Origin of the sequence: Flavobacterium stagni, assembly GCF_004122105.1 — a bacterium.
GTDB lineage: Bacteria > Bacteroidota > Bacteroidia > Flavobacteriales > Flavobacteriaceae > Flavobacterium > Flavobacterium stagni.
The window spans coordinates 857,718-872,984 of record NZ_SBKN01000001.1 but is presented as its reverse complement, the minus strand read 5'-3'; the positions used below and the strand labels follow the sequence as shown (position 1 = coordinate 872,984).

The window sequence follows — 15,267 nt, the reverse complement described above, 5'->3', positions numbered from 1 at the left end:
GCGCTAAACAAGTCGTCTCTACCATAAAAAAATCCCAAACCTTTCGAGTTTGGGAGGATTATTTTAGATGGCTTAAAATGGATTATTGTTTGATCACTTTTAACGTTTGAACTGTATTGTCCGTTTTTACTTTTACTAAATACGTTCCTAATGGCAATTGGGAAACATCCAGTGTACTTGCTTGTGCGTTGATTGTTTGGGCAATCACTTCTTGACCCAACACATTGTACACCGCCAGCGACTGAATTTCAACTTCCCCAGCAATGGTTAACGTAGTATTCATCGGGTTGGGATACGCTTTTATTTCATTGGTTAAAACAACAACCTCATCCGTGCCTAAGCTAGTGGTCGGACAGTTGATTGGGATGGGAGCACTGCGCTGTGATGTAGTTCCATCACCCAATTGGCCCAAATTATTGCGCCCCCAAACGTACATTGTCCCATCGGTTTTAATGGCAGAAGTGGTGGAAACACCCGCGTCTATGGTTAACCAATTGGTTGCTGTGCCAATTTGTATGGGCGTGCTACTGCTAACGTTTGTGCCATTACCCAATTGCGTATAATTATTCATTCCCCAGGCCCAAATAGTCCCGTTCGTTTTTTTACCTACAGCATGTGCGCCTCCAACACCCAGTTGTTGCCAATCATTTGCAGTTCCAATTTGCACCGGTGTAGTTCGGTTGGTTGCCGTTCCGTCTCCCAATTGGCTGTATTGATTGTCACCCCAAGCCCAAAGTGTGCCGTCAGTTTTTAATGCATACGAACTTCCATTTCCTGCATACACCTTAGCCCAGTTGGTTGCCGTACCAATTTGAACGGGGGTATTACTGTCACTCAAAGTTCCGTTACCCAACTGCCCTTTATTGTTATAACCCCAAGCCCAAAGTGTGCCGTTGGATTTAACCGCTAATGTATAATCATAGCCTGCAGAAACTGTAGTCCATGTACCTGTACCTAATTGGGTGGGTTCAAAGTAATTTAAACTTGTAGACAATCCCAGTTGACCGTAGCCATTCGAGCCCCAAGTCCAAAGTGTTCCATTGGTTTTTATCGCCGCCGTATGGGTTGTACCCGCAGCAACCGATTGCCAATTATTGTCGGTTCCAATGCGAACGGGTGATACAACAGCGCTAGGCGAGGTGGAATTGATGTTCCCAATATTTTGTCCCCAGCCCCAAAGTGAGCCGTCATTTTTAATTGCCATTCCAGTAAAAGCGGTTTCTGACACACTTTGCCATGTAGTTTCAGTGCCAATTTGCACAGGATAATTACGGCTGGTGTTGGTACCATCACCCAGAGAACCGTTGACACTCGAACCCCAAGCCCACAATGAACCATCCGATTTGATAGCGGCTGCTCCTAATGCGGCACAGCTCAATTTGGAAAAACAGGTTACAGGTGCTGTGGTGAAAGAACCGCCATACACCCAATTCGTTTGGGTGTTGCCACAAACCGAAGCAACCCACCAATGGTAATCTGTATTCGGCAATAAACCCGATAAGTTGGCTGATGTAGAAACTGTACTTCCGTCTATTCCACCAACAGTTTGAGAAGTATTATACAAATACAAATAAGTGGTCGGCGCAGGTGTAGCTGCCGTCCAATTTAAAGTCGCTGTTGATGACGTGATATTAGTCGATGAAAAATTGGTTGGAGGATTACATGTAGTGCTGCTTGGCGTCATTTTTACCAACCCCAACTGTAAGGTTCCAGCCCAAATAACCCCATTTGATTGCGTTCTTAGTGCGCTAAAATAATTGTCAGGTAAACCCGAATTGGTTGTATTATACGTAACACAATCGGTGAAATTTTGAATCCCATTTCCTTGGAATGCGATCCATGTCTTGTTGTTACTATCAATATCCAATGCATTCAATTGAATACCTGCCAAACACGAATTGTTTGTGTAAAAATTATTAAAAAATGTTCCATCAATGGTGTAGATCATAAAACTGTCAAAACCGGCCACATAGATAAGATCGCCGTAGGTTTTTAATAATTTATCCGTGCCTTGTGCAACGAAATTAAAATCGGTACCGTTAAACTTGTATAAAACACCATTTTGAGTAACCCAAATACCATTTGCATAATCAATTTCTATCGAATTTATCGCGGTCAAAGCGTTATATGTCGTCCAAGTAGTGCCGTTGAATCGAGTAAGTCCGGAAGTTGTAGCAACCCAAAGATTATTGTTGCTGTCCACAGCAATACCCACAATTGCATTATTTGGGAGTCCGGAGTTAGAACTCGTGTAATTGGTCCAAGTGGTTCCGCTCAACAAAACGATTCCGTTATTTTGTGTGGCCATCCATTTTCGTCCCAAATTATCAATCTCGATTTCGAGAATGGCATTGGAGGCAATCCCCGAATTTCCTGTATTGTATTGGGTAAACGTCGTGCCATTGAAAGTGGAAACACCACTGAAGGATGAAATCCACAATAATCCGTTAGCGTCTGTTTTTATGTCGCCAACATAATTACTGGCAATTCCGGAGTTGGTAGTGTTGTAAATCGTGTAATTGTAATTTTGTCCGAAAGCTATACCGCTGAACAATAGCCATACAAACATGTAAAGATTTTTCATGTAGTTTAAATAAAGTTATAGTTGAATGATGATGTAAAGCAACTCAAAACGAGAATTGAATTTTGTATTCATGACTAAAAAAGCATTGTGAAATCACGCACCAATTCCGTAGAAATAATCCGGGATGAGAAATGTTCCCTTAACGCATTTCTCTTAGTTTACAAAGTCAAATCTATGTGGATAGATCTGTTCCTACAATTAATACATTGGACTATTTATAAATTACCCGAAAACCATTAAGTTGTATGTTTTTGATTTTTAATGATTTAATGTGTTTTTTATCATAAACCTATGTTTCCCTTTTTAGAAAACAATAACGGAGTTCTGCAAAAAAATAAAACAAAAAAATCCCAAACCTTTGGTGTTTGGGACTTCTTCACTTCACTTAAAATAAACTACCTTTTACTTATTTTTAGGGTTTGCATTCCCGCTTCAGCTATGGCCTGAACGATATACATTCCAGGAGAATAGGTTGAAAAATCTAAACTAACTTCTGATGAATTCACTACTTTGGAGTCCAGCAATTGACCCGATATCGTATATATTTTTACTGCAGTCAAGGGTGATTCCGATGTAAGATGCAATTGATCAGTAACAGGATTGGGGTAACCCAAAACTACCGCCTTGTTAAAATCTTCCATCGCCAAAACAGAGGTATTGGTATAGACTTTCCAGTATTTTTGATTGCCATTTAAAAAAACATCCGCACTCGAAGTCGCTTCATTTTCAGAATCAATAAAATCAACTTTACCATCGCCGTCAAAATCCATCACTCGGTGGAAACTAGCCGAAACATAGTATTCTTCTGTATCGGAAACAATGGGGATATTCCATTGCAACGAAGTAGCGTTAAATCCGGCACCATTATTTAAATAGACTTTCCAGTATTTTTGATTTCCATTTAAAAACACATCGGCACTGGAAGAGTTTTGATTTTCAGAATCCACAAAATCGGGTTTGCCATCGCCGTTCATATCCATGGTCGTATGGAAATTGTACGAAACATAATAATCGCTATCATCCGATACAATTGGAATATTCCATTGCGTGGCTGTCGCACTAAAACCAGTTCCGGTATTTAAATAGACTTTCCAATATTTTTGATTGCCATTTAAAAAGACATCGGAACTTGACGAGTTTTGGTTTTCAGAATCCACATAATCCAGTTTTCCATCGCCATTCATATCGATGATTTGATGGAAGGAATAGGAAACGATAAAATCATAATCATCGGACACAATCGGAATGTTCCATTGAGTGGCCGTAGCACTAAAACCCGAACCCGTATTCAAATAGACTTTCCAATATTTTTGATTGCCGTTTAAAAACGTATCCGAACTTGAAGTCGCTTCGTTTTCTGAATCCACAAAATCGGGTTTTCCATCGCCATTCAAATCGACTACTTGATGATAATCGCTTGATACCATATAGTCACTGTTATCGGACACAATCGGTAAGTTCCATTGCGTGGCTGTTGCACTGAATCCCGAACCCGTATTCAAATAGACTTTCCAGTATTTTTGATTGCCATTTAAAAAGACATCCGAGCCTGAGGTAGCTTCATTTTCAGAATCCACAAAATCGGGTTTCCCGTCACCGTTCATATCAATCACTTGATGGTAACTACTCGACACATAATACTCTTCTGAATCCGAAACAATCGGAATATTCCACTGCGTTGATGTTGCGCTAAATCCCGATCCATTTCCTAAATAGACTTTCCAATATTTTTGATTCCCATTCAAAAACACATCTGCTGCTGAGGAATTTTGATTTTCTGAATCGATAAAATCGACTTTTCCATCCCCGTTAATATCAAAAACTTGGTGTAAACTACTCGATACATAATAGTCTTCCGAATCGGAAACAATCGGAATATTCCAAGGATTGGACGTACTACTAAATTGAGCTTGTATTGAAGACATAGCTCCCAAAACAAGGATAAGTCCTGTACTAATAATTTTCTTCATGAAGGGGCTTATTTTTTGATAATTTTTAAGGTACTCACGTGACTACCGCTTACTACTTTTACGAAATAAACATCGGCGAATAGTGATTCAACATTAATGTCAACGGTATTAGAATCAAAGGTTTGTTGCAACACTTCTTGCCCCATCAAATTGTAAATCACGACTTTTTGAATATTTTCACTTGCAGTGACATGTAGAATTGCCTGCACCGGATTCGGATACGCTTGAAGTAAGTCACTGTTCGCTATTTCGGCTACATCTAACGTACTCGTATAACAGTTTAGAGCCTGAGGTGAAGTTTTAAAAGTTGTGGTACCATCACCCAATTCACCGTTATAATTGTCTCCCCAAACCCACAACGAGTTATCCAATCGAATTGCGCCTGTATGATGATATCCTCCTACGACTAAATTCCAATTCGTTCCAGTTCCAACTTGTGTTGGAATTTCCTCATCTGAAGAAGCATAATAACCCAATTGCATATAGCTGTGTTGCCCCCATGTCCACAAAGTACCATCCGTTCGGGTCGCTATGGAAAGAGAATCTCCACAATCAATATTTTTCCAATTGGTTGCCGTACCCACTTGGGTTGGAATCAATACATCCGAATAAATATTTAATCCCAACTGTCCGTTAAATCCTTCACCCCAAGACCATAATGTTCCGTTGGTTTTTTTGGCTAGAGAGTGATCTGAACCAGTTGCAATCATCGACCAATTTGAATCGGTTCCAATTTGAGTCGGCTCGTCTTGATTGGTTGTGTTCCCCAACCCTAACTCTCCATTGAAATTATAGCCCCAACCCCAAAGAGTTCCGTTGGTTTTTATTCCAAGAGTATGTCTGTAACCACAAGCAACTTTTGACCAGTTGGTTTGGGTTCCAATTTGTTCGGGTACATTTTTATTAAAATAGGTACCATCGCCTTGTTGGTTATAATTATTGCGTCCCCAACCCCATAAAGTACCATTTGATTTAATAGCCATGGTATAATTTTCACCAGCATCTACACTTGCCCAGTTGGTTGCTGTACTTAATTGAACTGGCTGATTACGGTAGGTTGCCGTACTTCCATCACCCACTTGACCGTAATTATTGTACCCCCAACCCCAAAGTGTATTGTCGGTTTTTATTGCTACAGCATGAGCCGTTCCCGCAGCTATACTTTTCCAATTGTTTGCTGTCCCGATTTGAACTGGGGTCGTTTTATCACTATTGGTTCCATCACCCAGTTGACCGTAATTATTTTTACCCCATGCCCAAAGCGTATTGTCAGTTTTTATCGCAAGAGTAAACGATTCCCCTTGAGCAACTGCTTTCCAACACATCGCAGGAACAAAAATAGAGGTTGGACAAACCATGCGCTTAGGTGTTGTAATATTCGAAAAACTTAAGTTACTAATTCCAGAACGACCTGACCCGTTACTCCCCCAAGTCCACAGTTCACCAGTGGTTTTCAATGCAAATGAATTTTCATAACAGGCATTCACGAATTGCCAGTTGGTTTCGGTTCCTATTTGAACGGGTGAAGTGCGATTGGTTGTTGAGCCATCTCCAATTTGATTGGTATAATTATCGCCCCATGCCCAAAGTGTTCCATTGGTTTTTACTGCTAAAGTATGTCCGGCACCAGCAGAAATATTTTGCCAGTTGTTTGCAGTTCCAATTTGAATCGGTGCAGTTCGGTTGGTTGTTGTCCCATCCCCCAATTGCCCGTAATCATTTCGCCCCCAAGCCCAAAGCGTACCGTCGGTTTTCAAGGCTATGGTATGATTGCCTTCCGTTGCGATTTTAGACCAATTGGTTAAGGTTCCAATTTGAACTGGAGTTGAACGATTCGTTGTTGTACCATCTCCCAATTGACCGTAATTATTTTTTCCCCAAGCCCAAATGGTTCCGTTGGTTTTGATGGCAATGGTGTGATCAGAACCGGCATAAACTTTAGCCCAATTGGTAGCGGTTCCAATTTGCACCGGACTGTTACGACTCGTAGTTGTTCCATCGCCAAGTTGGCCCAAACCATTATATCCCCAAGCCCAAAGAGTCCCGTTGGATTTAATGGCTAAAACATGGCCGTAACCCACACTGATGGATTGCCAGTTGGTCGCTGTACCCACTTGTACAAAGGAAGCGCGAATTGTATTTGTCCCATCGCCCAATTGTCCATCTGTATTATCTCCGCAAGCCCATAGCGTTCCATCTGACTTCAAAGCTAAAGTGTAATCATACCCCGTATCGGCACTAATCCAATTGGTAGCAGTTCCAATTTGTGTAGGATCGTATTTATTTATTCCTGTTCCATCGCCCAATTGACCATAGTCATTAGCACCCCAGCACCAAAGTGTTCCATTACTGCCAATCGCAAAGGTGTGTTCATTTCCACCCGAAACCGATTGCCAACATTGTTGACCGAAAATGGGAAGTGTAAAAAGGAAAAGTAAAAACGTAATTTTTCTAATCATAAAATTAAAATTTGAAGAGTTAACGATTCTAATGTGTTTTTAAAAAAGTAACGCCCCTTCACGAATGCTAACCTTCCTTTTTTTAGTTTGGGATTTACAATTCCTTTTGTCTGATTGATAAAGGTTTTCTTTTCATGTTTAACTGCTTTTGATTGAATTAACAAAAGGATAAAAAGGCAGATAATTCATACTAATTACTAAAAAAGAGGGAAAGCCATACATTGATAAGAGCGTTACAAGGGTACAGTAATGCGTGTTATTCCCAATAGACTTAACCAATCTCTCGCCTATCAAAAATTCCTCGTACTACTGTAATTGAGGGTAAATCTATTGCAGCACGTTGACACCTACAATTAGTGTGTAGGATAATTTATAAAAAATCAACGGGAAAATAATCTGTAATACTTTACATATCAAGATACTACATCTTGCTTTTGAAGATTTTCAAGATAATAGTTCGGGGTGAGTCCGGTTTGCTTTTTAAATACCCGTACAAAGGTATTGGCATCTTTATACCCTACTTCTTCAGCAATGGCTTGAAGGGTAAAATTGCGGAATTGAGAAGAAGCATTCCACTTTTGCAAAACATATTCAACGCGCAATTCTTGGGTGTAATCGGTAAATGATTTTTGCAATACTTGATTAAAATACTGGGACAAATAAGCGGTATTGGTAGTGAGTTTTTTGGCCACAGTAGCCAATTTGAAATCCGATTTCAAATAAAATTCTTTGGCTTCTAGTCGTAACAAGCCCGACCGTATTTTCTCCACTAATTCAGGGTCCATTGCTTTATTTTCAACAGACGCTTCTGTTACTTGGGTTGAATGTAAAGAAGGTTGCTTCACTTCTTTCAACCGTTGAATGATGGCCAAAAACCGTTGATGATTTTCTTTTTGTTTTCGGTGATAAAAATAAAAACCGGTCAATCCCACAAGTAAAAGTAGCGCCAAGCCAATCATGATATACATAAATGCATTTCTATCGGCGATCACTTCATCCGAATTCTTTTTGATTGAATCCAAATCATAATCGTGCAAAAAATCAAGAGATTGATGTTTGATGGCATCCATTTCTTGGATCAGTGCCAAACATTTTTGCGCATATTCAAATGCCTTTTCAGAATTATGGATTTGCTTATAACTTTGCGAAATAAGCGTATATGCAATCAGCAAATTTTCTTTAGAAACCTTGGTTACTTGGTAGTTTTTGACAAATTGCTGCGCAAACTGCAAGGCTAATTCGGGTTGCTTCAAATGAAAATAACAATCGGCCATCCCTAAGTCAAAAATTTGAACCGTACGCAAATTTTGTCGAATTTCTGGAAACGCATGCCGTTTTGAATAATACAGTAATGCCGTTTCATAATCGCCTTTCAATGCTGCACTTTTGGCTTTATGCATATACAATAACGCTTGGGTATACGGGATTTGAAAACGATCCCGAAGCATTAATTCATTTGCTGCACCAAAATAATGATCCGCTGAATCTAACAAAACTTCCTTTTGTGTTTGCACAAAATATTTTTGATAAGCTTCCCCAATCTCGTTTAACTTATCCGCGTAAAATTTATCGTGCATGACTTTCTTCTCGCCTTCTGCATGCAATAAATAATTGGAGGTTTGAAGATTCTGTTTTAATAAAGCTATTCCTTCTTCATATTCCCCCATAGCGACTTTTGCGATGGCCATTTGCTCGTGATAACGATCTTCAGGAATACTACTTTTATAGTACTTCAAAAGGGCTAAAGCTTGATTATAGTTGCCTAAATTTTTATGGATATAGAATAATTTATTGACACACATACGCACCAAATCCTTATACCGCTGGTGCTCGTGTAGGGGTTTATCTTGTGCAATTTTTTTCAGAAGTGTCTGTAAAATCTGTCTTGCTTTCGTGTAATCGGAAATGTTATAATAATAATTGGCCACATAATAGTGTCCGCAATCACGCACCACTTCTCGGGAAGATGCAGTCATTTTTTGAGCGTGTTGGAAAGCAAGATGGGGCTGGGTAACAAGCCATTGTTGAATGGAGCGAATCTCTTGTTCTTCTTGATTGGTCAATTCTTGTGTCCATCCGAGTCCTGAAAAGAAGACAATACCAAGCAGCACACTGCTTTTGAAGCAATTTTGCATACTTTGTAGGAAATCATTAATCCAAGATTGGAAAGGATGGCTATTCATGTTGAGGCAACTTGTCACTTTACTGGATTAAAACAGTCATTCTATACCGTTTTAAAATTGAGGCTAAAAATACAGATTTCACTCTAACATGTTTAACATATTTTACGGTTTAACAAAAAAATCCCAAACCTTTTGAGTTTGGGATTTTTACATATAGAGGCGCCTCATCCGAGGACGATAGAAACCCTATAGCTCTAAAGCTTTTTTAGGGTTATTATTCATTAAAATCTCTACTGGATTTTCTAAAGCTTCTTTAACGGCCACCAAGAATCCAACCGACTCACGTCCGTCGATAATACGGTGGTCATACGATAAGGCTACATACATTACCGGTGCAATCACGATTTGACCGTTACGCACAATAGGACGATCCACTACGTTGTGCATTCCTAGAATACCGGATTGCGGAGGATTGATAATTGGGGTACTCAACATACTTCCGAAAACCCCACCATTGGAAATGGTAAACGTTCCTCCCGTCATTTCATCAACAGTGATTTGACCATCGCGGGCACGAATCGCCAAACGTTTGATTTCAGCTTCTACTCCACGGAAAGATAAAGTTTCTGCGTTACGAACAACAGGAACCATCAACCCTTTGGGTCCGGAAACGGCTACAGAAATATCACAGAAATCGTACGATACTTTTTCTTGACCGTCGATCATCGAGTTCACATCGGGATATAATTGTAATGCACGGGTAACGGCTTTGGTAAAGAACGACATAAAGCCTAATCCTAAACCGTGTTTGTTTTTGAATTCGTCTTTAAATTGATCACGCAACGCATAGATATTGGTCATATCTACTTCGTTGAACGTCGTCAACATAGCGGTTTCGTTTTTCGCAGACACCAAACGTTCGGCAACTTTACGACGCAACATGGATAATTTAGTACGTTCCGAACCACGGTTACCACCCGTTGGTGTTCCCATAGAAGGTACGGCATTGATAGCATCCTCTTTCGTGATGCGTCCGCCTTTACCTGTACCTACGATATCAGAAGGTTGCATGTTTTTTTCTTCTAAAATTTTACGCGCTGCTGGCGAAGGTGTTTGTGCGGCATAGGTTGCTGCAGGTGCTGGAGCGGGAGCCGGTGCTGGAGCTGCTTTAGGCGCTTCTGCTACTGGTTTTGCTTCTTCTTTAGCAGGAGCTGCTGCTGGAGCGCCACCTGCAGGTTTTGCAGCAGCGGTATCAATAAGGCAAACTACAGCGCCTACAGCAACTGCATCCCCTTCTGATGCTTTTAATGTGATAATTCCACTGGCCTCAGCCGGTAATTCCAAAGTGGCTTTATCCGAGTCTACCTCAGCGATCGCTTGGTCTTTCTCTACATAATCACCATCTTGGACTAACCATGTAGCGATTTCCACTTCTTTAATCGATTCGCCCGGAGAAGGCACTTTCATTTCTAAAATCATAATCCTTTAGTTTAAAAGTTTTGTATTGTATGTGTTGTTCTTTAATGGAACGTTATTAATTGCAGGTTGCCCTAGCCCCGACCTGCCTGCCGGCAGGCAGGTTGCTCAAGTATCCTTGCCATCCTGTTAGGTGGGAAGATACTGCGGAAAGCGGGAATTAGCTCCTAAAAAAATTAGGAACGGAATAAATTTTTATCAAATACCATACGGATCGCATCGGCGTGACGACGACGGTCACGAGTATGACTACCGGCTGCTGGTGCGGCATAGGCTTTCAACGAAGCCAAGCGCCATGGTACTAAATCAAAATTCATCAACATATAGCCGTAAGCGCCCATGTTTTTTGGTTCTTCCTGAGCCCAAACGTAATCATCGGCATTTGGATAAGACGCGATGATTTCTTTCAATTGGTCAACAGGAAGCGGGAACAACTGTTCGATACGCACCAAAGCGACATCATTACGGCCCAAGTTTTCGCGTTCGGCCAAGATGTCGTAATAGAACTTACCGGTACAGAATACAACGGTTTTTACGTTTTTCTTATCCACGGTGTTATCGTCAATCGTTTCTTGGAAATGACCTTTTGCCAATTCATCAACGGTGGACACACACAACGGGTGACGCAACAAACTCTTTGGTGAGAAAACCACCAACGGTTTGCGGAATTTCGTTTTCATTTGACGACGCAACAAGTGGAAGAAGTTGGCTGGTGTCGTACAATCGGCAACATACATGTTGTGGCGCGCGCACAATTGTAAATAGCGCTCCATACGTGCTGACGAGTGTTCGGCTCCTTGTCCTTCATAACCGTGTGGCAACAAAAGTACGATACCGTTTTGGTTGTTCCATTTGTCTTCCCCACAAGAAATGTATTGGTCAATCATGATTTGGGCACCGTTGGAGAAATCCCCAAACTGCGCTTCCCAAATGGTTAAGGCATTCGGATTGGCTAAAGCGTAACCATAGTCAAATCCTAAAACACCGTATTCAGAAAGGAAGGAGTTGTAAATATGGAACTTCCCTTTTTTGTCTTTTAGGGTATCCAATAAGATTACTTCTTCTTCGCTATCTTCTACTTTTACAACCGCATGACGGTGCGAGAACGTTCCGCGTTCTACGTCTTGACCCGAAACACGGATGTCGTATCCTTCCATCAAAAGGGTTCCGTAAGCCAAGGTTTCAGCCGTTCCCCAATCCAAGGCATTGTTATCGTACATGGTTTTACGATCGGAAACAATTTTTTGGATTTTACTAATGAATTTTTTGTCAGCAGGTAAGGTAGAAACCGTTTCGATAATTTGATCCAATTTCTTGCGGTCAAATTTGGTGTCTACTTTTTTCAACATTTCATCATCCGATACTTGCACGAATCCTTTCCATTCGTCTTGCATGAACGGTTTGATGATGGTTTTATCTTTTTTACGCGATTCTTGGAGGTTTTCATCCAATTTCGCTTTGTATTCATTTTCAATTTTGGTCAGGTACGCCGCATCGACAATACCTTGCGTGATCAATTTCTCGGCATAGATATCACGCGGATTTTTATGACGGGAAATGATTTTGTACAATACGGGTTGGGTAAAACGGGGTTCGTCCCCTTCGTTGTGACCGTATTTACGGTAACCCAACAAGTCGATGAACACGTCGCGTTGGAACTGCATACGGAAATCAAGCGCAAACAACATCGCGTGTACTACGGCTTCCGTATCATCCGCATTGACGTGCAATACAGGAGACAACGTTACTTTAGCCACGTCGGTACAATAGGTTGACGAACGTGCATCCAAATAATTGGTGGTGAAACCTACTTGGTTGTTGATCACAATGTGAATCGTACCACCTGTTTTGTACCCGTCGAGTTGCGACATTTGTACAATTTCATATACGATTCCTTGACCGGCTACCGCAGCATCACCATGTACGGCGATCGGCAATACTTTCGAGAAATCGTCGGCATAATATTTATCTTGTTTCGCACGGGTAATACCTTCAATCACGGCACCTACGGTTTCAAGATGGGAAGGATTGGGTGCTAAGTTGATGTTGATTTTTTTACCATTTTTGGTTTTGCGTTCAGCGGTTAACCCCAAGTGGTATTTTACGTCGCCATCGAAATATTCTTTGTCGTAATCTTTTCCGTCAAATTCTGAGAAGATGTCTTGGGTAGGTTTGCCAAAAATATTGGCCAACACGTTCAAACGACCACGGTGGGCCATTCCCATCACAAATTGCTCTACTCCTTTGTCGGCTGCAGCATCGATAACTGCATCTAAAGCAGCGATCAAACTTTCTCCACCTTCTAGGGAGAAACGTTTTTGCCCAACATATTTGGTGTGTAAGAAGTTTTCAAAAGAAACCGCTTCGTTCAATTTCCCTAAAATATGCTTCTTCTCATCGGCATTGAAGTTGGGTAAATTATCGTTGATGTTTAAACGATCTTGAATCCATTGAATCACTTCAGGGCGGCGCATGTACATATATTCGATACCAATGTGCTGGCAGTATACATTTTTTAAATGCGCTAAAATTTCTTTCAAAGTAGAAGGTTGATGACCCAAAACTTTGGCTGCATCAAAAACCGTATCCAAATCAGAGGCCGATAAACCAAAGTTCTCGATGTCTAGGTTCGGACTGTAGGTTCGACGATCACGCACGGGATTGGTCTCTGTGAACAGGTGACCACGGGTGCGGTACGCATCGATTAGTTTTAAAACATTAAACTCTTTTTGCAACTTCTCGGAAGCCGCTGCATTACCGCCTTCGCTATTGGCATAAACCACCAATTGCTCGCCGGTATTCGCTTCGTCACTGTAGTGTTCCAAAGCAAAGTCAAATCCTTGAAAAAACGCTCTCCAACTGGGCTCAACGCTGTCTGGATTTGCAAGATATTGTTCGTATAAATCAGCAAAAAACTGAGTATGTGCTGCATTTAAAAAGGAAAACCTATCCATGATATTTTTGGGTATGTATACTTGTATTTCAAAAAATTAGTGCAAAAGTATGATATTTATAATAATCTTTCAACGATTTTACTACATTTATATCGCTAAATAAATATATACCAAATCATGAGAAAGAAACTTGCTAAAATTTTAACAAATCCTTTGCAAATCCTCTTACTTTTCTGTTTAAGTTTTTCAGTGAATGCACAAGACGTGAAAAAAACTAATTTTTGGGATCAGGTACAATTTGGAGGTACATTTGGATTAGCAATTGGCAATGGATTCACCAATGTGGTTGTGGCTCCTTCGGCAATTTATAACTTTAATGAATACCTTGCTGCTGGTGCGGGATTGCAGTACAGTGTTTTAAATCAGGATAATTTGTTTTCTTCTAAAATGTATGGCGGCAGTTTGATCGGACTAGTACAACCCATTGAACAGGTCCAACTTTCGGTGGAATTGGAACAATTACGCGTGCATTATAAAAGCGAACAGAGTAATTATTCCGAGCATTTTTGGAATACGGGATTGTTTTTAGGAGCGGGGTATCGCTTTGAAAACATTACCATCGGATTTCGGTACAATGTTTTGTTTGAAAAAGACAAAGGCGTATATGGAGATGCATTGATTCCTTTTGTGCGGGTATTTTTCTAATAATGGGCACGAAACCACACTTTCATCCATTCTCTTTTTAAAATTAAAAAAGCAATTTGTTCGGCCAATTCCACGGTATCTGCGCCATCAAGTTGTTTAAGATTATCCTCGGGAACATCAATAATGTAAAGCAGATTTAAGAGTTCGGCATATTTGTGTTGAATGAGTCGAAAGACTTTTTCATGCAACTGAATTTTCAATTCATGGGGAGTAGTCGATGCATGAAAATCTACCGCTTCATTGGCAAAATTAAAATCCTTGTTGATTTGTTCAATGAGTTTGAGATAAAGGCCGTCTCGAGTCGCTTCATCGAGCAATAAATCGGTTGATATGGGAGCTATAAATTGCATTTCAATAGCATTCTTTACACGTTTATTTTATTTACTTTTTGTACTATTTTGGCGAGCAATACATCGCCGCCAGCATATAAAAATACGGCCCCAATGGGCGGGTTACAAGTGGGCAATCCCCAAACGTTGGGCTTCCAGGTCCAACATTGAAAATAGGTGCCTACGAGTTCGATAAAGATAACACAAACCGCAATAAAAAAATAGAGATTTTGCCATCGTTTTCTTCGAAGTAAAAGAAAAAACAACAATCCTAAAACCAGCGTAAAATAATCCTTTAAAAAAAGACCAATTCCTAAAAATGCGCTAGAAAATAGCACAATGAAAATTTTACGAATGGAACGCTCTTGCCGAATGAACACCGGTTGTTGCGCTAAAATATACCCTGTTGCATACACTAGTGCATGTCCGAAAGGCACATATAGCGGAATGCCTGTCGTACGGTAAGAATACCAATGTAAAAGTTCGCAAAACAAGAGTTCGCCCAAATAAGAAAGCCAAACCATGTGCACCATTAACCATCGCAAAGGTTGGGAAACAAGGCAAACCAATCCTGCAAAATAAACGATGACCAAACCGTTGGTCCATTCGCGACCCTGGGTGGAAAAATTTCCCGATTCGAGGGCTAGCGCGAATGAGGTAAATACAAAGAAAAAAATAGCGATTCCAACAAAAAACCGATGGGATGGAAAACAGGCTATGGCCACTT

At 40.6% G+C, this 15,267-nt stretch carries 9 protein-coding genes; 1 reads left to right on the top strand and 8 read right to left on the bottom strand.

Annotated features, from left to right (window positions below; translation table 11 throughout):
- Nucleotides 1-82 precede the first annotated feature (82 nt).
- From EQG61_RS03775 to EQG61_RS03750, 6 genes are all read right to left on the bottom strand, one after another.
- Nucleotides 83-2,584 (bottom strand): RCC1 domain-containing protein, encoded by a 2,502-nt coding sequence (locus EQG61_RS03775; RefSeq protein WP_129460554.1) that lies wholly within the window; start codon nt 2,582-2,584, stop codon nt 83-85.
- Nucleotides 2,585-2,979: 395 nt separating this feature from the next.
- Nucleotides 2,980-4,554, bottom strand: coding sequence for a T9SS type A sorting domain-containing protein (locus tag EQG61_RS03770; RefSeq protein ID WP_129460553.1), 1,575 nt, complete (start codon nt 4,552-4,554; stop codon nt 2,980-2,982).
- Nucleotides 4,555-4,562: 8 nt separating this feature from the next.
- Complete coding sequence (locus EQG61_RS03765) at nt 4,563-7,013, bottom strand: RCC1 domain-containing protein (RefSeq protein ID WP_129460552.1); 2,451 nt, start codon at nt 7,011-7,013, stop codon at nt 4,563-4,565.
- A 413-nt stretch (nt 7,014-7,426) separates the two neighbouring features.
- Complete coding sequence (locus EQG61_RS03760) at nt 7,427-9,148, bottom strand: helix-turn-helix domain-containing protein (RefSeq protein ID WP_164974876.1); 1,722 nt, start codon at nt 9,146-9,148, stop codon at nt 7,427-7,429.
- A 234-nt stretch (nt 9,149-9,382) separates the two neighbouring features.
- Nucleotides 9,383-10,615, bottom strand: a complete 1,233-nt coding sequence (odhB, locus tag EQG61_RS03755) for a 2-oxoglutarate dehydrogenase complex dihydrolipoyllysine-residue succinyltransferase (RefSeq protein WP_129460550.1) — start codon at nt 10,613-10,615, stop codon at nt 9,383-9,385.
- A gap of 173 nt (nt 10,616-10,788) precedes the next feature.
- Nucleotides 10,789-13,566, bottom strand: a complete 2,778-nt coding sequence (locus tag EQG61_RS03750; RefSeq protein WP_129460549.1) for a 2-oxoglutarate dehydrogenase E1 component — start codon at nt 13,564-13,566, stop codon at nt 10,789-10,791.
- 117 nt (nt 13,567-13,683) lie between these two features.
- Here EQG61_RS03750 and EQG61_RS03745 point away from each other — a divergent pair, with 117 nt between their 5' ends.
- Nucleotides 13,684-14,211 carry a hypothetical protein gene (locus tag EQG61_RS03745; RefSeq protein ID WP_129460548.1) on the top strand — a complete coding sequence of 176 codons (528 nt, stop codon included), beginning with the start codon at nt 13,684-13,686 and terminating at the stop codon, nt 14,209-14,211.
- Here EQG61_RS03745 and EQG61_RS03740 read toward each other — a convergent pair.
- On the bottom strand, nt 14,208-14,561 hold the full coding sequence (locus EQG61_RS03740; protein ID WP_129460547.1) for a hypothetical protein: 354 nt from the start codon (nt 14,559-14,561) through the stop codon (nt 14,208-14,210). The genes EQG61_RS03745 and EQG61_RS03740 overlap by 4 nt on opposite strands.
- Nucleotides 14,562-14,575: 14 nt before the next feature.
- Nucleotides 14,576-15,265, bottom strand: coding sequence for a hypothetical protein (locus EQG61_RS03735; RefSeq protein WP_129460546.1), 690 nt, complete (start codon nt 15,263-15,265; stop codon nt 14,576-14,578).
- Between the last annotated feature and the right edge of the window lie 2 nt (nt 15,266-15,267).